The organism is Psychrobacillus sp. FSL H8-0510 (assembly GCF_038008345.1).
Lineage (GTDB): Bacteria > Bacillota > Bacilli > Bacillales_A > Planococcaceae > Psychrobacillus > Psychrobacillus psychrotolerans.
Window position 1 is genome coordinate 2,864,549 of the sequence record NZ_JBBOYZ010000001.1, and the last position, 21,901, is coordinate 2,886,449.

The 21,901-nt window shown below is 35.7% G+C and carries 24 protein-coding genes; 5 read left to right on the forward strand and 19 right to left on the reverse strand.

Annotated features, from left to right (window positions below; genetic code table 11):
- Positions 1–237: 237 nt before the first annotated feature.
- Entirely contained in the window at positions 238–993 is a 756-nt protein-coding gene (locus MHI40_RS14530) for a hypothetical protein (RefSeq protein WP_340763239.1), read from the forward strand.
- Between the two features lie 462 nt (positions 994–1,455).
- Here MHI40_RS14530 and MHI40_RS14535 read toward each other — a convergent pair whose 3' ends face one another.
- The 14 genes from MHI40_RS14535 to MHI40_RS14600 all read right to left on the reverse strand — a co-directional run bounded on the left by MHI40_RS14535 (position 1,456) and on the right by MHI40_RS14600 (position 13,556).
- Positions 1,456–2,499 carry a DUF1835 domain-containing protein gene (locus MHI40_RS14535; protein WP_340763240.1) on the reverse strand — a complete coding sequence of 348 codons (1,044 nt, stop codon included), beginning with the start codon at positions 2,497–2,499 and terminating at the stop codon, positions 1,456–1,458.
- 188 nt (positions 2,500–2,687) lie between these two features.
- Entirely contained in the window at positions 2,688–3,014 is a 327-nt protein-coding gene (locus MHI40_RS14540; RefSeq protein WP_340763241.1) for a hypothetical protein, read from the reverse strand.
- Positions 3,015–3,123: 109 nt separating this feature from the next.
- On the reverse strand, positions 3,124–3,627 hold the full coding sequence (locus MHI40_RS14545; RefSeq protein ID WP_340763242.1) for a hypothetical protein: 504 nt from the start codon (positions 3,625–3,627) through the stop codon (positions 3,124–3,126).
- A gap of 147 nt (positions 3,628–3,774) precedes the next feature.
- A complete protein-coding gene (locus tag MHI40_RS14550; protein WP_340763243.1) occupies positions 3,775–4,359 on the reverse strand; it encodes a hypothetical protein in 585 nt (194 codons plus the stop codon).
- A 152-nt stretch (positions 4,360–4,511) separates the two neighbouring features.
- Complete coding sequence (locus MHI40_RS14555) at positions 4,512–5,150, reverse strand: hypothetical protein (protein WP_340763244.1); 639 nt, start codon at positions 5,148–5,150, stop codon at positions 4,512–4,514.
- A 137-nt stretch (positions 5,151–5,287) separates the two neighbouring features.
- Positions 5,288–5,635: a hypothetical protein gene (locus MHI40_RS14560; RefSeq protein ID WP_340763245.1), complete on the reverse strand. Its 348-nt coding sequence runs from the start codon at positions 5,633–5,635 to the stop codon at positions 5,288–5,290.
- 197 nt (positions 5,636–5,832) lie between these two features.
- On the reverse strand, positions 5,833–7,764 hold the full coding sequence (locus tag MHI40_RS14565) for an ABC transporter permease (RefSeq protein ID WP_340763246.1): 1,932 nt from the start codon (positions 7,762–7,764) through the stop codon (positions 5,833–5,835).
- The gene (locus MHI40_RS14570; protein WP_340763247.1) at positions 7,736–8,509 is read right to left on the reverse strand and encodes an ABC transporter ATP-binding protein; all 774 of its coding nucleotides are present in this window, start codon (positions 8,507–8,509) and stop codon (positions 7,736–7,738) included. Before MHI40_RS14570 ends, MHI40_RS14565 begins: the two co-directional genes overlap by 29 nt.
- Positions 8,469–9,515 carry a sensor histidine kinase gene (locus tag MHI40_RS14575; RefSeq protein ID WP_093538615.1) on the reverse strand — a complete coding sequence of 349 codons (1,047 nt, stop codon included), beginning with the start codon at positions 9,513–9,515 and terminating at the stop codon, positions 8,469–8,471. The genes MHI40_RS14570 and MHI40_RS14575 overlap by 41 nt, the downstream gene beginning before the upstream one ends.
- A 1-nt stretch (position 9,516) precedes the next feature.
- A complete protein-coding gene (locus MHI40_RS14580) occupies positions 9,517–10,221 on the reverse strand; it encodes a response regulator transcription factor (protein ID WP_340763248.1) in 705 nt (234 codons plus the stop codon).
- Between the two features lie 709 nt (positions 10,222–10,930).
- Entirely contained in the window at positions 10,931–11,665 is a 735-nt protein-coding gene (locus tag MHI40_RS14585; protein ID WP_340763249.1) for an amino acid ABC transporter ATP-binding protein, read from the reverse strand.
- Between the two features lie 36 nt (positions 11,666–11,701).
- On the reverse strand, positions 11,702–12,391 hold the full coding sequence (locus tag MHI40_RS14590) for an amino acid ABC transporter permease (RefSeq protein WP_340763250.1): 690 nt from the start codon (positions 12,389–12,391) through the stop codon (positions 11,702–11,704).
- The gene (locus MHI40_RS14595) at positions 12,378–13,208 is read right to left on the reverse strand and encodes an amino acid ABC transporter substrate-binding protein (RefSeq protein ID WP_340763251.1); all 831 of its coding nucleotides are present in this window, start codon (positions 13,206–13,208) and stop codon (positions 12,378–12,380) included. The genes MHI40_RS14590 and MHI40_RS14595 overlap by 14 nt, the downstream gene beginning before the upstream one ends.
- Before the next feature lie 195 nt (positions 13,209–13,403).
- Positions 13,404–13,556: a hypothetical protein gene (locus MHI40_RS14600; protein WP_340763252.1), complete on the reverse strand. Its 153-nt coding sequence runs from the start codon at positions 13,554–13,556 to the stop codon at positions 13,404–13,406.
- A gap of 461 nt (positions 13,557–14,017) precedes the next feature.
- Here MHI40_RS14600 and MHI40_RS14605 point away from each other — a divergent pair, with 461 nt between their 5' ends.
- The 3 genes from MHI40_RS14605 (at position 14,018) to MHI40_RS14615 (ending at position 16,200) form a co-directional block, all read left to right on the forward strand.
- Positions 14,018–14,452, forward strand: coding sequence for an Rrf2 family transcriptional regulator (locus MHI40_RS14605; protein WP_340764531.1), 435 nt, complete (start codon positions 14,018–14,020; stop codon positions 14,450–14,452).
- A gap of 86 nt (positions 14,453–14,538) precedes the next feature.
- Complete coding sequence (locus MHI40_RS14610) at positions 14,539–15,402, forward strand: SDR family oxidoreductase (protein ID WP_340763253.1); 864 nt, start codon at positions 14,539–14,541, stop codon at positions 15,400–15,402.
- Positions 15,403–15,483: 81 nt separating this feature from the next.
- Entirely contained in the window at positions 15,484–16,200 is a 717-nt protein-coding gene (locus MHI40_RS14615) for an SDR family oxidoreductase (protein ID WP_340763254.1), read from the forward strand.
- On the opposite strand, the gene MHI40_RS14620 is transcribed toward MHI40_RS14615, so the two are convergent.
- From MHI40_RS14620 to MHI40_RS14630, 3 genes are all read right to left on the reverse strand, one after another.
- Complete coding sequence (locus MHI40_RS14620; RefSeq protein WP_340763255.1) at positions 16,197–16,469, reverse strand: reverse transcriptase domain-containing protein; 273 nt, start codon at positions 16,467–16,469, stop codon at positions 16,197–16,199. The two genes, MHI40_RS14615 and MHI40_RS14620, sit on opposite strands and share 4 nt — an antisense overlap.
- A gap of 811 nt (positions 16,470–17,280) precedes the next feature.
- Positions 17,281–17,421 carry a hypothetical protein gene (locus MHI40_RS14625; protein WP_340763256.1) on the reverse strand — a complete coding sequence of 47 codons (141 nt, stop codon included), beginning with the start codon at positions 17,419–17,421 and terminating at the stop codon, positions 17,281–17,283.
- Between the two features lie 177 nt (positions 17,422–17,598).
- Positions 17,599–18,591 carry a lipoate--protein ligase gene (locus MHI40_RS14630; RefSeq protein ID WP_340763257.1) on the reverse strand — a complete coding sequence of 331 codons (993 nt, stop codon included), beginning with the start codon at positions 18,589–18,591 and terminating at the stop codon, positions 17,599–17,601.
- 122 nt (positions 18,592–18,713) lie between these two features.
- On the opposite strand from MHI40_RS14630, the gene yhfH reads away from it, so the two are divergent.
- Positions 18,714–18,839 (forward strand): protein YhfH, encoded by a 126-nt coding sequence (gene yhfH, locus MHI40_RS14635; RefSeq protein WP_340763258.1) that lies wholly within the window; start codon positions 18,714–18,716, stop codon positions 18,837–18,839.
- A 202-nt stretch (positions 18,840–19,041) separates the two neighbouring features.
- Here yhfH and MHI40_RS14640 read toward each other — a convergent pair whose 3' ends face one another.
- Both MHI40_RS14640 and MHI40_RS14645 read right to left on the reverse strand, forming a co-directional pair.
- A complete protein-coding gene (locus tag MHI40_RS14640; RefSeq protein WP_340763260.1) occupies positions 19,042–21,231 on the reverse strand; it encodes a YhgE/Pip domain-containing protein in 2,190 nt (729 codons plus the stop codon).
- Between the two features lie 67 nt (positions 21,232–21,298).
- On the reverse strand, positions 21,299–21,868 hold the full coding sequence (locus tag MHI40_RS14645; RefSeq protein WP_093538610.1) for a TetR/AcrR family transcriptional regulator: 570 nt from the start codon (positions 21,866–21,868) through the stop codon (positions 21,299–21,301).
- Positions 21,869–21,901: the final 33 nt, after the last annotated feature.

Sequence of the window (21,901 nt, forward strand, 5' to 3'; positions counted from 1 at the left end):
GAATTGTATCTCCAAGCTCCGTTTACTTTGATGTCCATTTTTTTACTAAAGCACCCGTTAGTTGAATAACTTCTAGTCTTTACTGGAAATAACATTTAAAATAATCAAAAATACTTTTTCATTAGGCTAAGTTAAAGGGTAGGGTTGTTTTTTTATGAAGCGATGTAGTTTGTGAGATGTTACACTTAAACTAACGAAGCAGGTCAGTCTAATGAGATAACTAAAGGAGTGTTGTTCGTGGAAAATCAATATAAATGTATCTATGATATAGATAAATACAGAGATGCTAGAATTAAAATAAATGGAGATGGTCAAGAACTCGAATTCACATTTATGGTTACATTCGTTTCAGTTCCTCACTTCTTCCATATTCTTTTACAACTTTGGACTGGAAAAGTGAACAAAGCTGAAATAAACGGTTACGGTTTTGCAGTGACATATTATTTAACGGTGGAAGAGAAAAACCTATGTGTTGAAACTCTCACTTTTGGCAATGGTGCTTATAAACCTATTTTCACCAATTATAAATTTGACTTTGAGAGATTTGCCAAAGCATTAGCTAAAGCATTTTTTGATTATTTCCAAGAGCAAAAGAACAAAGGACTATATCCTCTTCCTCTTGAGGTTGATGAATACTGTCATCACTTATCGAATAAAGTAATTGAAAACTATGAAAAATTCTCGACCATCATCAACGAGAGTGAATTGAATATGATTAGACCAGTAGAGGAAAGAAAAGGTAATACTTTGTTAGATGATGTACTTGCGACTTACCTTTTAAAATCCGAAAAGGAAGGTATTGAATTTCTCCTAAAAAACGATTACAAAAAAGTAAATGGTTTAGGTTATTACGTTGTATCATTCCACGGAGAAGGACTAGAAGAAACAGTATTACAAACTGTATTTGACGATTCAAACGATGCCGTAAATTGTATGGAGTTACTGGTACAAAGCTTAGATAATGGTTGCGGTAGAGATATATTAGGTATTTAAAAGAGGAGTAGTTTTCATTTAAACTAACAGATACTTTAGAAAAGAGGAAATCAAATTAAAATGAGCTTGGAGGATATCTCCTAGCCCATTTTTTTTGTTTTAAATCCACCTCTACCTTTAACATAGCCTTTCATTATTAAATTCACCAACGTTTACTAATTGGTGAAGTTCGACCGATTCCCCTTCATTTAAACTTGCGTGCTTTATGGCATTATCTAGTGCCTATGAAAAAGAAAAATCCTCGTAAACTCTCGCAATGGTCCATTCAATAACTAATTGATTACCTATCCTCAATTAAATTCACTTCATTTAATATATTTTGTATAAGTAAGCGAAACATCATTAGGTAACTTATTCTACGATTCCCACTTAAATCCCTTCTTCAAGTAACCTGCTTACTTTAGTTCAATAATAAAAGGCTTTACTCCTTCTTGAAGTAAAGCAGCTGTTAGTTGAATAAGATTAACGGAGTTTCACACTGTAAAACCTCATTGCTTTTGGAATACCTTCTATTTCAAAGACACCATTCATAATTAAATGTCTCACTCTATATTCAACAAACTGGTCGCCAATATATTGATTTAAATTCCCAATGACTTCACCGATTACTCTCGCTGATTTCATAAAATCTTTATTCTTTTGCTCGTTATGTAAGTTTCTTGCTGTATTAATTATATAGTCATCGTAAAAATCTTCATTCACGCTGCATATTTCTGTATTTGTCCATATTCTAAGAACTTCATGTTTAGTGGATAGCTCTTCCCATTGACCCTCAAACTTTTTCCGTCCCTCTTGAGACAAAGGTTTAACCGCACTATTTTTTTCGTAGATTAATCTTAATTTCTCAGGTGTAATTTCTCCTGTGTGTAAAGGGAGGTATTCAATCTCTGATATATGAAATTGATTTTTATAATTTGTAGTTGTATCTATTAAAATAATATTGTTTGTTTTTTCTCTCAATAAATATAAAACGTACCTTAAAGCAGTTTGTTCATGAGAGTTATCACCTATCCAAATTTTTATTGGTACGTTTTGAGGAATAGCATTAATGTTTATGATTGTATTATTAAAATTAACTTGATACTTGTCCATAACTTCTTCATCAATATTAATATGGTTTTTTAACCATTCATACCTTTTGGTAAGACCTATCTCTTTATGCAATTTCCAAACTGGACCAATAGAAAACAAATCCGAAAAGGAGATAACTTTTTCCGTAATTTGTGATTCCATATCTCTTAGTACCATTTTTAAACTACCTGAAGGTGAATCACCGAATACAATATGTACAACCTTATAGTCATTTTCATTTTCATTCTCATTAGTTATTTTCGTGGATTTATAATTAAGAAAATCATTATATATCTTTTTCAAGTCTTCTGTAAACTGCTCATCTGAATATTTTGTTTCTTCAACCATATTAATTCTAAATAGAAGTTGAAATAAAAAAAATTTCACTTCATCTTCACTCAATTTTTTAACTAATTCCTTTAATTCGTTAACCAATTTAATCAGCCCCTTCTATGCAATATCCTAATATAAAAATCCTTTTCCTTATTCAACTAAACTGCTGCGTTAGTTTAAGTGTAACATTTCACATTCACATAAAAATAGACCATCAATTTTTTGATGATCTTGCTTAACTAAAACACCCGTTAGTTTTATGTAACAATACTCCAAATTTCGCTCTACTATTAATCCTCTACTTTTCCATTACGTGAAACTGTTAAGCTGCTTTTTTCTTTATTGGCCCATTCATAACTTAATTCTTTACCATTGTTTAACTTTACCGAAATATTATAGTAGAACGGATAAACTCCCGCATCTTGACGAAAAACCTTTATTTCTTTGATATCTTCTTTAGAAAATGATTCAATTTCAACTAAATCAAATACGACAGCAGCTAGAAGTTCTTCTCTCTCTTCTCTCTCACCTAACCGATAGTTTTGATAACTAAAATATATTATTACTCCTAAAAAAATTATCAAAGCAAAAACATTTATAAGCCATTTTTTCTTCATAGGATTATCCTCACTTGGTGTTGTATTTTCAAATAAACCAATGCATGAATCCTAACACCTTATTCAATTAACCTGCTTCGTTAGTCGAATAAGAATATTTCCACAACTATTAATTTTTTACTTCACTACTGCCAATTTCTTCTGGTCCAAATTCCCAAAGACCATCAAAACCCTTCATTTCATACTTTAAAAACCCATTGGCATCCACTTCAATTATATCTATAACTGCGACTGCTTTTCTAGGTTTCATAATATTGAAATAGACTATACTATCCAATTTTTTTCCGCCATTATTAATATAATATTGTAAATATAAACTTAAATCGCCAGTATTTATTTCTTCACTGCTACCAGTTATTTGAGTTGATTCTCCAGCGTTTAGACTTTTGATCGTTCCTACCTCTTTATAATCTGTCTTATTGACGCTATATGAGAAAATAAGATTAGGTAGACTTTGATTACTCAGATTATTTACCTCAATAGTAACCCCTTTATCATATTTCCAATACTCTCCTTGATTTTTCATTTCCAAAAACAAAAAAAATAAGTATAAAACAATTACATTCATAACTATCGCCAATGCAATAAGCAGAGCTATATATCTTTTCTTCAAAATAACACCCTCTTCCACTATAGGGATTATATCAAACCAAATACCAAAATTTATTACTTAGCTTCTTCAACTAAACTGCTGCTTTAGTTGAACAAGAAAAGAGAGCTGACCTATCAGCTCTACGTTTCACTAAAGCACACCGTTAGCTTAATAAAAACAACCCTGTAATTTGGGAACCAACTTTTTATAATCGAGGATAAAATCTCTTATTGCAAGCACAGCAAAATAAGAAGATACTTCTGTTTTTGCTAACAGACATTCTTCATAAACCAAGCTAATATTCAATGTTTTTTGAGGTTCTATCTCACTTTTCATTAGGGATATCGCCAATTGATTATATATTTCTTGTATATTATTATCGATAGACCTTTCTACCGATAACTGCCCTGCAATGCTTTCCCACCATACTTGAAAAGACTTGTAGATTTCAGCATATTTCTTTAAGTTTTCTAAATCAATCACGAATAATCTTTGATAAAATAAATCTTTTTCTTCATAAAATATTCTCATGTCGTTACTTTGGGGTTTAGATATGCTTATCCTTTCTGCAATTTCATCCCATAAATCCTTATAATTTAATTCAAACTCTTCATTAAAAGCTATTTTTGATGGGAAAAACGGGTATTTGCATTCTTTTTCACTCTGATTTTGATTAAGATAAATATTTTGTATGTATATCAAAAAATTCAAATTATAAGATGCACTTATTGTTATTAATAGTGAATTTCCCAATTCTTTTCCTCCATTCTTGAAATAATAATAATCGGTCTTCTTAAACTAACCTGCTGCTTTAGTTGAATAACAATAAAAGCTGTCTCTCGACAGCTCTGTTCTGCTAAAGCACTCATTAGCTTAATAAAAAGGGGTGTCAGTTATAAGGTTGACTAATTTACTACTTTCCCTTTGACATTCAATATTTTAATTTCATAAGAATCAATATGGGATACAGAATTTAGTTCCTTAGAATGAAGGACTTCATTTACTGTCTCTTCAATTTCCATTGCTAACTTTTGTGCATCTTTATCTGAACTTTTTATTGATGTATGAATGGTAATGGATTTTTGATAATGAGTACCTATATTTCCAATTACGTCATAACCTTTAAGACCTTCCATTATAGTCTTTCCTAAATGGAGAATTTCTTTTTGTTCTTTTTTAAATTCTTCGGGCATCTTAAATAAATCCCATCTCTCAAAAACAACTGTATAATCTTTTAATGTGGAGGTGTTAATTACAGTTTTTGCAATAGACTCCATATCCTTTTTTACGGTATTAAAATACTTTTCATCCCCTACAACTTGTATCAGCAACTCTTTCTTTGAAATCGTTTTTATATCAATCACATATTTCTCAGCAAGTTTTTCTTTTACCTTTTTCAATAGTTCTACCTCTTTAGTAATTAAAGGTTCTTGTTCTTCTTTATTTGCAATAGAAGAATCAACCTCTAAAGCCTTATTTAACAGGCTAAATGAAGCTATTCCCACTAGGAGTATCCCAGCAATAATCAATATCTTTTTTATCATACTATCCCTCCTGTTAAGAAGGTATGTAATAAATCCTCCAAAAAGTCCCTAAAAAACAATGTACTCTTCTTAAAGTAACCTGCTGCTTTAGTTCAATAAGAAAAAATGCTTTACTCCTTCTTGAAGTAAAGCACCCGTTAGTACAGTTCCTTATTTTCATGTCTTTTTGCGAATGTAGAAGGCTTAAATGAAACTTTATATTTCCCTTCAAGTTCCTTCTTTACTTTTTCTGTTAGCTTTAAACCTTGTTTATTATGTACCTCTTCAAGTTCAATCCCATTAGGAACTATTCCATCATTAGCCCAATCAATCCACTCACCATATTTCGATATCCATTCTGCTAGATCTGACCTTAACTTACTTGAAATCGGAACATATGTAATTTCAAAGTTACAAAGACATTTATTACACCATATAGCATCAGCACCGATGTCTGCTTCTACCCTTAAATCATATGTTACATCACATTTACATAACTCTATCATATTATTTTTCGTCTCCCTTTATTAAAGTAAACTGCACCTTTAGTTTAAGTACATTCTTTCACAAACTTTTAGATGCAGGTAAATTCCATAATGCTTTACTAAAAATCAATCTTTACCTTTAACATAGCCTTTATTTTTATATACATTGCACTTCTTGCGATATTAACACCAATCGATAACCTTTAAACCTTCCTTTTTTACTGAATATGGGCAATGTATCTCCAACGGATCAAAAAGAAATAAGAGACTTGAATAATCGTGAACGCTATTAACACGAGTAACATTTCCATCGCTATCGAAACGGCAGCTAGATCAACCCAAAAGGCTTGTAAAAACATAAATGAAAATGTACTATGCACCATAGCCAATCCCCAGGGCAAGAAAAACTGAGGGATTAACTGACGATTTACGATTTTCACTAGCTCTCTATCCGTAACACCCATTCTCCGAAGTACATCATATTGTTTTTTGTCACGCTCAAGATCTGTATAAAGTTTAAAGTAAACAAAACTGCCAGCCGCAAGCAACAATACCGCTGCTACCAGTAGACCTGTAAATAACAATAAAGAAAACGTTGCCTGGATAAGTGAATAATTTAAACCAGGATTGGAGAAATAGAAGGAGTTGGGATTTGTATTTGAAGTACCCATGGACTGTGTCATAATTCTATCTAAATCTGTCCCAACATCCTTCGTCCGAAGCCACTCAGAAACGTGAAAAGCATAATAGGTTATGTTAGATTCCCTCAAGCCATGCCCATATAAAGGCTCGGTTATCAGCCCATAATCCTCATCACTAATGATTAATGATTTATCTCCAAGAGCAAGTGAAGGGAAAATCACCTGTTTATAGACTCCTTTAATTTGAATTGGTACATTACTTTCTTCTAACACTGTTTGCTCATCTTCTGTTCTTATTTCTTCAGATGCCTCACGCTTATTCGGAATGACCAATGCTTCCCCATTTTGAAGGTCAATCAATGGAATCTTCAATGCAACCGCCAAACTATTCACTTCTGATTCCTTTATAAGATTTACACGGCTACGTAAATTGGAGGAAGTTTGTTTTTTTACGGTGAACTTAACCAACTCGTAGGATAACCCTTCCTTTTGGAGTTCCTGAGATAATTTCATCACATGCTCTTCCTCAAAAGGATTGTCCCAATTACTAGTGTAAAAAATACTAATCGGGTTCATCTCCCGATATTGCGCTGTAAAAGATGTAAACGAAGTCACGACTCCAACCGAAAGAAAGGCTAAAGTCGAAACAAGCGTTACTATAAAAAACATTCGAGCATTTTCTCTAATTTTTATAGAAGCTTCTGCAAAAGCTATTAATCGGAAAGAATGCCAATATAAATTCTTACGCTTTCGTATAACTCCTAAAATATACAAAATACTGTCGGTATAGAACAGATAAGTACCTATAAAAGCCAGTATAATAATGACAACGCTCAGGTAAACCTTAAGTTGAAATAGTGAAAATATAACTAAACTATAAGCCGTTAAAAGTAGCAATAACCCTAAAACTGCTCTTCCCTTGCTGTAATTCTCCTGTTCATTTTGCTTACTATATCCTTTCAACAATTGAATAATATTCTTTTTACGAATAAATACTGAACTACCAAACGAAATAATAATATACAAAGATAAAAATACAAGAATAGTTAATGTAAAGGGTTTCCATGACATATATAACGGCAGACTATCTAGTAAAAACATTTCACGAATAACCATAAAGAAAAATTTAGAAAAGGCAAATCCGAAAAAGATACCTACAGATGTGGATACAACGCCTAAAATCATTGTCTCTAAAAAAATCATCCGATTCAGCTGACGCTTGTCCATTCCTAAGTTAAGAAGCACTCCAAATTCATGCGACCGTGCCTGTAAAAAAGCGCTCATCGAGTAAAACAAAAAAAACAAAGTAAATATTATTAGAATTACCTGCGCAATGAACATTCCACCAAATGCAATATTTTGCAAAAATTGATCTTCAATATTAGGGTGAAACATTAACATAGAGTAAACAAAAAATACTAAAACTGAAAAAATACTAGCTAGTAAAAATGCAGCATATACCCGCGCATTACGAATGACATTATGATAAGCGAATTGTTGAAAGGTCATTTACATTTCCACCTAGTAATGATAAGACATTTAAAATACGTTGAAAGAACGTTTGTCTGCGGTCATCTTTATAAATTTCATTAAAATATTCGCCGTCTTTTATAAATAGAACTCGATCACAATAACTCGCAGCAATCGGATCATGTGTCACCATAATGATGGTTGTTTTACTTTTTTTGTTTACATTAGATAGTAGTTCTAATACATCCTTTGCAGCTTTTGAATCTAGATTTCCAGTTGGTTCATCTGCCAGTATGATGGAGGGCTCATGTATTAATGCGCGTCCTATAGCAGTTCTTTGCGCCTGTCCGCCTGAAATTTCAAATGGACGCTTTTCTAAAATAGTGGTTAGGTCAAGCTGTTCCGCAATCTTATTAACTTTCTCTTTCATGACACTTACCGGCTGACCATCTAAAGTTAGAGGTAAGACCATATTCTCTTCCACTGTTAACGCAGGAAGTAAATTAAAATCCTGAAATACAAAGCCAAGCTGTCTTCTACGGAATAGGGATAGATCATTGCTTTTCAACTGCAATGGATCTAGACCGTTGATCATTATATCTCCAGAAGTCGGGCGATCTATTGTTGATATTAGATTTAGTAATGTTGTTTTGCCACTCCCTGAAGGTCCCATAACTGCTAGAAACTCACCCTTTTCAACCTCGAAGCTCAGTTGATTGATCGCTAGATGCGCTACTTTTCCTTCATAAACCTTCGTTATTTCTTCCAGCATCAATATCGACATCGAGCTCACCTCGTTCTGTAGATTCATGTTGTTCAAAAATAATAGATACAGTAGTTCCCTCTCCAACAGTGGATGTGATTTGAAGCTCATGTCCTAACCTGTGACAAATTTCTTGAGCCAAATATAATCCCATGCCAGTAGATTCTCCCGTTTTCCTTCCATTTTCTCCAGTGAAGAAGGCTTTCGTTACCCTTTTCATGTCAGAGCCAGGAATACCTATTCCCTCATCTCGCACGGACAAAATTACTTGGTTATGTTCAAAGGTAGTTTCAAAGTATACCTTTTTGTTTTCTTCAAATGTATATTTAATAGCATTTGTTATAAATTGAGCTATTACAAATCGTAACCATTTTGAATCTGAAGTAATCACACAATCTTCTGCAATCGAAATGACTGGGAACACATGACTTCCTATAAACAAACGCTTATTACTCGAAACCACTTCGGTAACAAGTTGCTTTATATCAATTTGTTCAATTTGCATATCTTCTTCAAATGTATCTAATCGTGCGTTCATCAGAACTGCTTCGAGACCACGCTTCAGACGATCCATTTCCTCCGAAACACCAACTGCATCAACTTGATCATTCCCTTGCGTCATTAACTCGATAACGGAAATAGGTGTTTTCATCTGATGCACCCAACTATTCATAAATTGGAGATGTCTATTTTGCCTCGCATATAAAAGCTGTACTTCTTTTTGATATAGACGGTAAATATGCTGCAAGTACGTCTCTACTTGTTTGATCTCTGCGGACTGCGACTCTCGTTGTAAGACACCCTCTATTTCAGTAGGTACAGAAAGAATCTTTTTATAAAATGCATACTTTTTTACAAATAAGGTCCCTAAAAAGGTCATTGTCAATATACTCGTAATAACTATAGAATACACTGCAGTATCAACATTTCGGAAGCCATCTAGCCAATACAATAGCATGACAAATAATACTAATAAAACCTGAAACACTAAAAAAACTAAATGCTCCTTTATGAACAATCGAATCATATTATGACTCCTCCGGGCTTAGGATTAATCTATATCCCGCTCCTCTTACCGTCTCAATCGTTGATATGACCTTATAGTCACTTAACTTTTTTCGAACTCTTGTCATATTTACATTTAATGTATTTTCATCCACGAATGACTGGTCATCCCACAGCTCCTCTAGTAGCTGCTCTCTGGTCACAAGCTTCGGATGATTGCGTAACAATAATTCCAATATCGTACACTCTTTCTTTTGAAGCGGAATTTCACCATTGGGCGTATGTAACTCCATACGCTCCATATAAAGTTGGAGCCCGCCAACCTTCACAATTCTCTCTTCCTGCTTTGCAGCATATTCACCATACGTTCGTCTCAAATGACTTCTTATCTTAGCTAAGACGATTTCATAGTGAAAAGGCTTCGTGATAAAATCATCTCCTCCATTTTCTAGAGCGAAGATTTGATCCATTTCTCCAGATCTCGCGGAAACAAATATAATCGGACAAGTCGTCAATTGACGCAATTGGCGACACCAATAATAGCCATCATATGACGGTAAATTTATATCTAGTAAAACAATATGTGGATCAAATGCAGTAAACTCCTCTATTATTTGATCGAAGTTCTCTATAGTATGTACCTCATAATGATATTTTCTTAAAGTATCTGCAAGCAAAGATGCAATTTTTCGGTCATCCTCTACTACTAACACACGATGCGTTGTCACAAATATCCTCCTCCACAAAAACAGTTCTTACTTTATCATATCAAAAAAGAGCCCAACATACGTCAGACTCTCTTCCATTTATCAATAAATTAATTGAACAAGCTCTTCTTTTGTAATACCACTGAAGTAATTTGGTACGTCTACGTTTGCTAAAAGAGTCTAACCTTTTACTAACTTGGTTAGTTAATTGTCTTTCATCTATTATAACGTAGTAAGAAATTATGTTGCAATGATTCTACTGTAAGTAGTTAAATTAGATGAATTTACAGTGAACCAATGGCAGTTTATCTGAACGAAGAAAAAAATAATTATTAATATATGTGTGAAGTTCTTTGATATTTTGAAAATTATGCTCCTTCAAGATTTTATAAGAAACGGTGGCAATATCGTCCTTTTGCGAGATCAGCTGAGTCACAGCAACATTGAAACCACTTCTCTCTATACCAATCTCTCCAATAAAGATAACGAACAAGTATTAACCCGGATGGAGACCAATCGTTTAAAGCCTGCGGATAGAAAAATAAGAGCTACTGAAAAGGACAGACGGCTTAGTAGGCTGTCTGTCCTTTTCCTTATGTGCTTTACTACTGAACTACAACTTTTAGCCTTATTTAGTAAATTTCCTTAAATAAGTATTTTGCGGACATATGGGTGTCCTTATTTCTTCTACCTTATAAACATCTGCATTTTCGGCATGTACCCATGTTCATTATTGAATCAGATTCAGGAACTGTCGTGTCCGCTCTTCTTTTGGATTTGTGAACATCTCGGACGGCTGGCTTCGTTCGATGATCTTCCCTTGATCCATAAAGATAACTTCAGACGCTACATCGTTTGCAAATCGCATTTCATGGGTAACTACGATCATGGTAATGCCTGTCCCTGCGAGATTTTTCATGACCTGCAGTACTTCTCCTACGAGCTCGGGATCCAGTGCAGAAGTCGGTTCATCGAACAGCATCACTTTTGGCTCAAGCGCAAGAGCTCTGGCAATCCCAACACGCTGCTGCTGTCCGCCAGAAAGCTGATGAGGATAATAGTCAAGTTTGTCTCCAAGCCCTACTTTAGTCAATAGCTGTTCTGCTTGTTGGCGGGCTTCTTCTTTAGATTTCCGTTGCACGATCATCGGCCCTTCCATGACGTTCTGAAGAGCCGTCATATGAGGGAAAAGATTGTAGTGTTGGAAAACCATTGCTGATTTCCTTCTGAAAATATCAACTTCTTTCTTAGGTACAGGCTTGGAAAAATCAGTCGTTTGGCCGTCAATGGTAATGCTTCCGGCCGAAGGAACTTCCAGTATATTCAGGCAGCGAAGCAATGTCGTCTTTCCGGAACCGGAAGGCCCGATGACAACGACCACTTTACCTTGATTGATTTCCAGGTCAATTCCCTTCAAAACTTCAAGGTCGCCAAATCTTTTGTGCAGTCCATTAATTTTTATCAACCCTATTCTCCTTTCTACTTCATCCGTTCAATTGATTTATATCGATACATAGCGATCGAATCGATTTTCCAATCGGCCTTGGACAAGCGAAAGCAAGAAACAGATGATCCAATACAGAATAGCAACTTCAGTATAAAGCAGCAGGACCTCATAGTTGAATGCAGCAATCTCTTGCGCTCTTCTAAACATTTCTGTTACTAGAATCGCAGATGCCAAAGAAGTATCTTTCACCAGGCCGATGAATGTATTCGAAAGGGGCGGGATGGATACGCGTGTAGCCTGAGGCAAAATCACTCGGCGCAATGTCTGGGAATAAGTCATCCCTATCATTTGTGCAGCTTCCCACTGCCCTTTAGGAATGGACAGGATAGCCGCACGTATCACTTCAGAAGCATAGGCACCCACGTTCAATGAAAACCCAATGACAGCGGCTGGGAACGGATCAATGACAACTCCGACTGATCCCAAACCATAGAATAGAATAAACAACTGTACCAATAAAGGCGTTCCCCGAATGGCGGAGACATACACGCGTGCAATCCATTGGAACGGTTTGATGGTTGATATTCTAGCCAATGCTGTAAGAACCGCTAGTACAAGTCCACAGACGAATGTGATCAGCGACAATGGGAGCGTATATACAACAGCACCCTCTAGCAAAGGCAGGAGGGAGGATTGAGCAATATCTAGATAGCGCTCCATTTTATCAGGATCATTCCAAAACATTTTCGCCGAACCATTTCTCAGAGATTTCGTTATACGTGCCGTCTTCGATCATTTCGTTCAATGCTTCGTTTACAGCTTTCACTAGTGTTTCGCTTCCTTTGCGGAACATCAAACCACTTTGTGCAGCATCGTCAGCTTCTGCTACAACCTTGATATTTGCTTCAGGTTTTTGTTTTTGGAAATCAAGTACAGTCAATTTATCGTTGATTGTTACATCTACACGGTTTGAATTCAACAATTCAATTGCTTGATTGAACCCATCAATTCCAACTAACTCAGCCCCGTAAGACTTAGCCATTTCACCGTAGTTGCTTGTAAGGGATTGCGCAGCTTTCAAACCTTTAATGTCTTCAAATGATTTAACGTCATTGTTGTCTGCTGGTGTTACCAATACTGCAGATGATGAAATATATGGATCAGAGAAATCATATTTTTCTTGGCGTTCTGGTTTAATTCCCACTTGATTGGCAATCATATCAAAACGCTCTGAATCTAGACCCGGGAACATTGCATCCCATTGAGTTTCCATGAATTTTGCCTTTACGCCAAGGCGTGAAGCAATTTCTTCAGCAATCTCAACGTCAAAGCCAGTCAACTTTCCAGACTCATCATGGAATGTGAAAGGTGCGTATGTTCCTTCAGTACCGACCAATAGCTCACCGCTGTCTTTTACCTTCGCTAATAGATCCCCATCGGCATTGCCCGATTCGTTTTGATTTTCAATGCTGCCTTCGTTTTCGTTCTCTTTGCCACCGCATGCCGCTAACACTAGCACAGCAGAAATAATCAATAATAACAAATAGCTAAATTTTTTCATGTTATGATTCCTCCTAATTCAGATTAACTTACTTGGCATTCATTATCTTAATACATGGATACCCACGAGTCAAAGCAAATATCTCCAATTATTAATACCCAAATTATTAAGAATTATCACATTTATTTCGATCATTTTTAATATAGTAGAAGGTCCATTTATCGTATGAAATCAAGCTCTCTTTACCAGGCATTGTTAAATACTCAAAGAAACATTTAAAGATTTTTCATATCTCTGTTTTTCTCTGTTCAACTCGGAAATTCTAATATAAGTTACTTCAAAACTAGGGTAAGGAGTAAATTCTTTCTCTACAAAATTTCCCATATATTTTAGCTCTTGTTTCGTCATTCCAGTAGAAACATTTCCGCCGTATTGTTCTTTTCACAATGTTAGGTGAGGTACAAAGTCATCAAGTTCAAAATATTTTTTAATTAAGTCATTTGATGGTGAAATTTCTCGGACTATCTCTCGATATAGGCGTTGTAAGTCATTTGAATTAACAATTAAATATAAAATATTATCACCAAAAGTAAAATGGACATGGCTTCTCTCAAAAGACCTATCCCAGGGTAGTGAATATGAAACAGTAATATTGATAAGACTCAAAATGCTTAGAAAAATATTCTGACCATTTTCTAAACTTCCCCTTCCCTCCTCAATAACTTGAGTTTTATAATATTATTTTCGTTAAGAGATTGTTGGATATATAGGAATTGCTAAACCGCTCACATTATCCCTCCTCTTCAAACTAATTCTTTGACTTCCATTATCGTTGTAACTACAATGGTTACATCGAGAGGGTGACTTGTATGAAAAAATTTAGCAGCCGTTATTCCATTGCTGTACATATACTATCGCTAGTTGCATTAAGTCCAACTTCATGTACTTCCGATTTCATTGCTGAAAGCGTCAATACGAACCCTGTCATTATTCGCCGTATTATTGGCATGTTGAAGAAAGCTGGGTTGGTACATGTACGTGCCGGTGCAGGAGGTGCCTATTTACCAAAGGAATTTGATGAGATTACTTTACTTGATGTGTATAGAGCAGTTGAAGTTGCAGACGATGGTGATATTTTTAGTTTTCATGATGAAACCAATCCAAAGTGCCCAGTAGGCGCAAATATTGAGTCTGTTTTTCGGACAAAGATGTTGCAAGCACAATTTGCCATGGAGCACGAATTGGCTAAAGTTACACTCAAACAATTAGTGTCTGAACTAAAAGAGAAAACCGGCTCTATTTAGAACTATTTTTTTATACTAGTTGTAACGTTATTAGTTACACTAAAACCTCTTGAATTAATCTGCAAATAGAAGGGTAGGAATTTTATATGTCAATCGTTATTACAGGTGCAACAGGTCATTATGGAAACCGTGTCATTCAAGAACTATTAAAAACTATTCCTGCAAGTGAAATTATCGCTAGCGTTCGCAATGTAGAAAAAGCTGATGCGCTTGCCGAACTGGGTATAGAAGTTCGTCATGGCGATTACATGGACTATGAGTCGATGAAAACATCGTTTGAAGATGCTTCAAAAGTTCTTTTTGTTTCAGGCCCGGATTCAGATAATACTCTTCGTATTCGTCAACATGCAAATGTCGTCCAAGCAGCACGAGATGCTGGTGTAAAACACATAGCTTACACAGGTTATGCATTTGGTGAAACATCCCAAATCGATCTTGCACATGTCCATATGGCAACAGAGTATGCAATTCGTTCAACTGGCGTACCCTATACATTCTTGCGTAATTCACTTTATTCAGATGTTTTCATTGATGAAAGCTTAGCTGGATCAGTATCCGCTGGTGAAATAGTAACAAACACAGGTGATGGCAAACTAAATGCCGTAAGCCGTGAAGATCTTGCATTAGCTGCTGCTGCTGTATTAACGGGAGAAGGACATGAAAATAAATCATACAACCTTGTCAACCCATCACCTTGGACTTTCGATGAGCTAGCAGAAGTTGTTTCAGAAGTTTCAGGTAAACAAGTTTCACATAAAAAGGTATCATTTGATGAAATGAAAGATTATCTTGGCAATGTTGGATTACCTGCACCAGTAGCTGAACTAATTGCAGGTATTTACCATACCGTTGCAGCTGGGGAAACGGGGAAAACTTCAAATGATTTAACAAATCTTATCGGACAACCAACTCCATTGAAAAAATTGGTTCAACAAGCATTGAAAGCATAAATTTAAGAATAAATTAGGTCCTTTTCGGAAATAAACATCTTGTTGCAAATTAAAAATACTGATAATACAGGAGGCTATTTAATGTCATTACAAGGAAAACGTGTTGTTGTTGTCGGTGGTACTTCAGGGATCGGATTGGCTACTGCCAAAGCATTTTTAGATGAATCTGCTCAAGTAGTAGTTGCAAGCCGTTCTTCTTCCAAGTTCGATGAGGCAAAAAAATTGTTGGGTCAAGATGTAGAAGGATATGAGCTAGATTTTCGTAACGATAAGAGTGTAGCTAACTTCTTTAAGAATGTAGGGAATTTTGATCACTTGGTAGTAACTGCAGGAGAAGGAACAATGGGGCTATTTAAAGAGTTGCCAGTTGAAAGAGCGAAAGAAGCATTCGACAGTAAGTTCTGGGGTCAATATGCCACGGCTCTTGCCGCACTCCCTTACTTGAATGATGCGAGTTCCATCACGCTTACATCAGGTGTTTATGGTCAACGCCCACCTCAAGGAGCATCTACATTAGCAGCAATTAATTCTGCAGTTGATGGTTTAGTAAGAGGACTTGCTGTTGAGCTATCACCAATGCGCGTAAATGTTGTATCACCTGGTATTGTAAATACACCGATATACGCAGGAATGCCAGAAGATCAACGTGAAGGCATGTTCACAGGAATTGCTGAACAACTTCCTGTGAAACGCATTGCACAACCTGAAGACATCGCGCAATCTTACGTTTACTTAGCAAAAAATGGATTTACAACTGGATCTGTTATTAATATAGATGGTGGTGCACGATTAATTTAATTTATTTGATAGCATTCCTTTTTGGAGGAATGCTTTTTTTTGCTTGCAAGTATTGGAGATATGACTCCACCTTGCGGTGTGCCTTTATCTGTCTTGTATTTCTTGCCTTCCTCCATGTATCCACCTTTAAGAAACCTACCAATTATTCTTAGTAAGTTAGGGTCAGAAATTCGCAGTTTTAAGAACTCCATCATCCATCTGTGGTCAACGTTGTCGAAGAATCCTTTGATATCTACATCTACTACGTAATTTACTGATTTCTTTTCCATATAATGATTTATTATCTTCAAAGCATCGTGGCAAATTACGATATGGGCGGAACCCAAAAGAGCAGTCTAGAAAATCTAGAAAATAATTGTCATAGATGGTATTTAGTATTTTTGTAACGCCTTTCTGTACAATCTTATCTTCATGTTCCGGTATCCCCAAAATTACACTTTGTTAAAGGATACCCCGTAACCTATAAAACACCTTTAAATTTTCCTTATTGAATTATACTGCCGCGTTAGTTTAAGCGTAACATTTCACAATGCATATCTGGACAACTTAATGTTTTGGACATAAAAATAGACCATCGAAACGATGGCCAGATTTTGCTAAATCACACCGGTGCCATTGAGCCCAACCGTTAGTCTGACTTCAACGATCACGGTGCATCACAGACTGTCGCACTCTTTACTTGTAGCACTCATGGGAGATTAATCCTACTCTGGTTATTGCACCAACCTGCCTTTATTCTAAGAAGAATGGAGTTGATTCTTAATTTACTTTTTAACTCAAAACTCAATATAAACATTCTGAAGGCTCAGCCTTTTTTTAAAAAAGCTATTTCTGAATCTCTTTTGTTATGCAATTTTATGGATTATGAGCGTTTTTTAATTTTCATGGGAGTTGAAGAATGCTATAAACTTCAATGAGCTTAAAGTAAGAATCTAATTAGAGTCATTCCTTCTAAAGTATTCTCTGGAACCTACTCTTATTTCTTTTGGAAGAACTTGTTCGAGTTCCTCATTTAACCATGAAAAAGTCTTACTACTTTGGAACTCATACATTTGCTATTCTGCCTCTAGTATTACTAAATTAATCAGCTCTTTCCCTTAGTCCACTCACCTTCATCTGCCTATTTAGTATCGTAAGTGCTTTCTCAATAGACATTCCTTGCCTCATAAATTTAGCCGTCTCATCTAACTGTACTAAATTCCTTAGATTAATCTGTTTCATAAAAATACCTCCCAAAATATAATTTTAGAAGGCAATTTTCAAACCGAATTGTACAAGGGAGATTTTCCCTTGGCTAGTCTCTTGTTAGAACTCTCATTTCCAATAAACGTTGATATATAGAGCTTTCAACTAAGTTTGATACTCAAGCCCAACATACGTCAGACTCTCTTCCATTTATCAATAAATTAATTGAACAAGCTCTTCTTTTGTAATACCACCGAAGTATTTAGGTACGTCTACGTTTGCTAACGCCGCTTCTATGCCTTCTTTGCTATATGGTTTGCCAGTTAGTAGCTGTTCTACTTCCGCCATATCACCTACACCGAAGAAGTCGCCGAAGATTTTCACTTCTTCCATCATTCCTCTATTTACATCTAAACGCACATCTACTCCACCTACTGGGAAGCGATGTGAATGTTTCATATTAAATTTAGGTGATTTACCGTAATTCCAATCCCATTGCTGGTAACGCTCTTCTGAAAGCTTGTGGATATTTTCCCAGTCCTGCTCTGTTAACTCCCAATACTGGATATTTTCTTCTCCTTCAAAAATAGAAGCAAGAATTTCTAAACGGAACTGTTCGATTGTCATAGGATTATCTAACAGCTCATTAATGTTTGTTACGCGACTTCGTATAGATTTAATACCTTTAGATTCAATTTTTTCTTTACTTACTTTTAAAGCTGATACAACAGCATCTATATCTGTATCAAACATTAATGTTCCGTGGCTGAACATTCGGCCACGAGTAGAGAATTGTGCATTGCCAGAGATTTTTTTACCTTCTGCCAAAATATCATTTCTTCCAGATAGCTCTGCATTTACACCCATTTTTGCAAGTGCCTCTATAACAGGCAAAGTGAACTTTTTAAAGTTACGGAAGCTTTCTCCATCATCCTTTGTTAAAAAGCTATAATTCAGGTTTCCTAAATCATGGTACACAGCTCCACCACCTGAAAGTCTTCGAACAGGAATAATCCCATTTTTCTCTACAAAATCAGTATTTATTTCTTCCACCGTATTTTGGTTTCTTCCAATAATAATGGAAGGCTGATTTATGTAAAACAGAAGAAAAGAATCCTTTTCTATGTCCATTGTGTTTAATGCATATTCCTCAATTGCTAAGTTAATGCGTGGATCTGTAATTCCTTTGTTATCAATAAAATACATGTTCATCTCTCCTTTAACATTATTTTATCAAAATTTCAGATAATATGTTGACAAATTGAACTGTGTTATAATACACTAATAATAATAAAACCAGTTATATAACAGATGGAGGTGGAACAACTATGTTAGAAAACGTACTTGAATTTTTCCGTAACCTACCCGCGAAGAAATGTGCTACCTGTGGTGACACAATTGAAGAACAACATGAATGCTACGGGAACCACTGTGATAAATGTACAAAACTTTAATAATGGAAAGAACTACCCACTAGAAACCTCCCTTTCTAGTGGGATTTTTTGTTCGTAAAAAGGAATACATATGCATACACCCCAAGAGTGAAATTCTTGGGGTGTTTGCTATTAAATATAAAATAATTGCTTACAATTCAAGTTCACAGGGCCTTGCTGTATTCAAAAAAAACCCACCTCTTTTACGAGATGGGTTAAAAGTTTAAGCCTCAACTGTTTCTTTAGAGTGGCGTTTTTTGAACATTAGCATGAAGTAACCAAAAGTTAAGGCAAAACATACTATCATAAACCCTAATAATACACTGTTAGTTGACCAGAAATTGCTCATGTTTCCTGTTGAAATGGAAGCTTTAAAACTTTGGACTGAATAAGTCATCGGTAAGAATTTATTAAAGATTTGTAACGGCTGAGGTATTAGCTCCAATGGGAACGTACCTGCACTAGTTGTCAATTGAAGTATTAAGATGACAATTGCTACAAAGCGACCTGGGTCACCTAGAACTGTTACAAGCAATTGCACAATTGCCAAGTAGGTAAAGCTTGTAATGATTGTTGATAATATGAATAACCCTACACTTTGCGGCTCTAATTTTAAGGCAAACAAAGCGATAGCTACAACTACTAATGACTGAATTATCCCTACTATTCCCAATACGGAGATCTTACTGAAAAACCAAGATGACCCGCTTGTAGGCTTAATCGCAGACTGCACGAATGGAAATACGATCGATATTAGTAATGCTCCAACAAATAATCCTAAAGATAAGAAGTATGGTGTAAATCCGGTACCATAGTTTGGTACTTCATTTACTCCTTCAACTTCCACATCTACTGGAGAAGCAACCATTTCGTAGGTTGACTCATTTGCGGATACCTCTTTAGATTTTTCACTAGCATCCATTAAGCTGGATTGTAAAGTTCCAGTTCCTTCTGCTAATTGTTCTGTTCCCTCCGTTAATTTAGCGGAGCCAGATGCTAACTCTCCAGATTTTTCTGCCAATGTTCCAGTTCCAGTTTTTAACTGATTTGAGCCAGATGCTAACTCATTCAGACCAGCTACTAAACTAGAGGAGCCATTATATGCTTGTTGAATACCTGTTGTAAAATCGCTCATTTTAGATGCAAGTGTACTAGTACCAGTTGCTAAGCTTGCAGAACCCTCTATTAATGCACTAGAAGAGCCATTTAGTTTGGAAATCCCTTGCTGTGCTTGTGTATAACCGGCACTAAGCTGATTTGCCCCGCTGCTCACTTGAGTAGTACCTTTTTCTAGTGCAGCTGTACCATTAGCTAGCTTTTCAAGACCCGCTGATACTGTAGAACTACCCGTTTCTAACTGTTTCACTGTTTCAACTAGTTTTGCTGCCTGTTCTGCTGGTAATGACTCAGATAACTGAGTTAACTGTTGAGATAGTGCTTGAATCCCAGCAGTTACTTGAGTAGAACCTTCGGATAACTGATTCGTACTGTTATTAATAGTTGCACTGCTAGACTGTAATGTAGCTAAGGAATTTATTAATTCCTTTTCTTTTTCACTTAATAATTGATAGCTATCATTTAGTTTAGCTACGCCGCTTGTATATGTTTGAATTCCACTATTTAGTTGAGCTGCACCAGTAGCTGTTTGATTGACTCCGTCTGCTAATTGCTTTGAACCACCTGAAAGTGTTGATAGTCCACTATTTAACTCGGTTGAACCAGTTGCAGCTTTCTGTATGCCATTTACAACTGTACTAGTACCATCTTGAAGCTTGATCGTACTGCTGGCCAATTGCTCTAAATAACCTTTTAAGTCAGATGCTCCCGTATTAATCTCTGCAGCACCATCTTTTAATTTACCAGCTCCATCCGAAGCCTCGGCAAATCCATCTCCCAGTTTTGTAATAGAATCAAATAATTGCTCCGCATAGGTTTCAGAGACTTGCTTATTCACCTCTGCACGTATTCGGTCCATTGCAGTTTCCCCAATTTGAGAGGATAGGAAGTTATATCCTTCATTTGCTTTGTATGTTATTACCATCTTTTGGGGCTCTTCATCTAACAATGTTGTTGCATGTTGTGAAAAGTTTTCAGGAATCTCGATTAATAAATAATAGTCCTCATTTACTAATCCTTCATCTGCGTCTTCTTTTGAAACAGAAATAAACTTAAACTGTTCACTTTCCTTTAACTTCTCTGATAGGTCGTCCCCTAACGATAGAGCAGTATCATTATACGTAGCACCTTCGTCTGCATTTACTACTGCTACAGGTAGATCACTTAAGTTTGCATAGGGATCCCAAAATGCCCATAGGAACATTCCTGCGTACATAACAGGTATAAACAATACCGCTATTATAGAAATGAGTAACTTTCTATTTGTGAAAATATTTTTCCATTCTGATTTAATCATTAATATTCCCTCCTAGTACTGTATGACCAATTCGTTCAGTTGGTCAATTTTCTCCAAAAAATAAGTCTCAAATAATGAGACTATGAAAAATGGTATCTTGAAAAAAGTCTGTTATTTCCTTTTCTGTTAACGGTTTTTCGTGTGTTAGATTCCAGTCGTTAACGAACGCCAAATACCCTTTTAATAGTAAGTATGCAACGAGTTCACTATTTACTTGACGAATTTCTCCTGCATTAATATACTTATCAACCTTCTGTTTAATAAAGGAAACAATTGCTTGCTCAATTTGCGCCCTTACCTGTATTACTGCGGGGGTTCTCCATTCCTGTTCCTCTGCAATAATTTTAGCAAACAGTTGGTGAGTGTCCCGGAATTCTAGCATTTTCATCAAAGCGGCATATGCATTTTCTTGGAAAGAAGCTTCTTCATTAATCACTTTTGTCGCTTCCTGTTTCATCTCCGTAATTACACGAAGTACAATTTCTTGAAAAAGTACTTCTTTATTTTCAAAAAAGGTATATATTGTTCCTTTTCCTACATTTGCAATTTTAGCTATTTGCTCCATCGTTGTAGCTTTAAAGCCAAACAAAGAAAAGGATTTAGTTGCAGCTTCTAATATTTCCTGCCTGCGATCCATTCGCTACACCCCAATCTAAAAAAATGACCAGAA

Bases quoted from the DNA above. Each gene is read 5' to 3' on its own strand.
- MHI40_RS14575 (WP_093538615.1), bottom strand. From the start codon at position 9,515: ATGATTCGATTGTTCATAAAGGAGCATTTAGTTTTTTTAGTGTTTCAG.
- MHI40_RS14645 (WP_093538610.1), bottom strand. From the start codon at position 21,868: ATGGATCGCAGGCAGGAAATATTAGAAGCTGCAACTAAATCCTTTTCT.
- MHI40_RS14600 (WP_340763252.1), bottom strand. From the start codon at position 13,556: ATGACGAAACAAGAGCTAAAATATATGGGAAATTTTGTAGAGAAAGAA.
- MHI40_RS14640 (WP_340763260.1), bottom strand. From the start codon at position 21,231: ATGATTAAATCAGAATGGAAAAATATTTTCACAAATAGAAAGTTACTC.
- MHI40_RS14590 (WP_340763250.1), bottom strand. From the start codon at position 12,391: ATGTTTTGGAATGATCCTGATAAAATGGAGCGCTATCTAGATATTGCT.
- MHI40_RS14595 (WP_340763251.1), bottom strand. From the start codon at position 13,208: ATGAAAAAATTTAGCTATTTGTTATTATTGATTATTTCTGCTGTGCTA.
- MHI40_RS14540 (WP_340763241.1), bottom strand. From the start codon at position 3,014: ATGAAGAAAAAATGGCTTATAAATGTTTTTGCTTTGATAATTTTTTTA.
- MHI40_RS14555 (WP_340763244.1), bottom strand. From the start codon at position 5,150: ATGATAAAAAAGATATTGATTATTGCTGGGATACTCCTAGTGGGAATA.
- MHI40_RS14625 (WP_340763256.1), bottom strand. From the start codon at position 17,421: ATGAAACAGATTAATCTAAGGAATTTAGTACAGTTAGATGAGACGGCT.
- MHI40_RS14565 (WP_340763246.1), bottom strand. From the start codon at position 7,764: ATGACCTTTCAACAATTCGCTTATCATAATGTCATTCGTAATGCGCGG.
- MHI40_RS14620 (WP_340763255.1), bottom strand. From the start codon at position 16,469: ATGGAAAAGAAATCAGTAAATTACGTAGTAGATGTAGATATCAAAGGA.
- yhfH (WP_340763258.1), top strand. From the start codon at position 18,714: ATGTTAGAAAACGTACTTGAATTTTTCCGTAACCTACCCGCGAAGAAA.
- MHI40_RS14615 (WP_340763254.1), top strand. From the start codon at position 15,484: ATGTCATTACAAGGAAAACGTGTTGTTGTTGTCGGTGGTACTTCAGGG.
- MHI40_RS14570 (WP_340763247.1), bottom strand. From the start codon at position 8,509: ATGTCGATATTGATGCTGGAAGAAATAACGAAGGTTTATGAAGGAAAA.
- MHI40_RS14630 (WP_340763257.1), bottom strand. From the start codon at position 18,591: ATGTATTTTATTGATAACAAAGGAATTACAGATCCACGCATTAACTTA.
- MHI40_RS14560 (WP_340763245.1), bottom strand. From the start codon at position 5,635: ATGATAGAGTTATGTAAATGTGATGTAACATATGATTTAAGGGTAGAA.
- MHI40_RS14605 (WP_340764531.1), top strand. From the start codon at position 14,018: ATGAAAAAATTTAGCAGCCGTTATTCCATTGCTGTACATATACTATCG.
- MHI40_RS14610 (WP_340763253.1), top strand. From the start codon at position 14,539: ATGTCAATCGTTATTACAGGTGCAACAGGTCATTATGGAAACCGTGTC.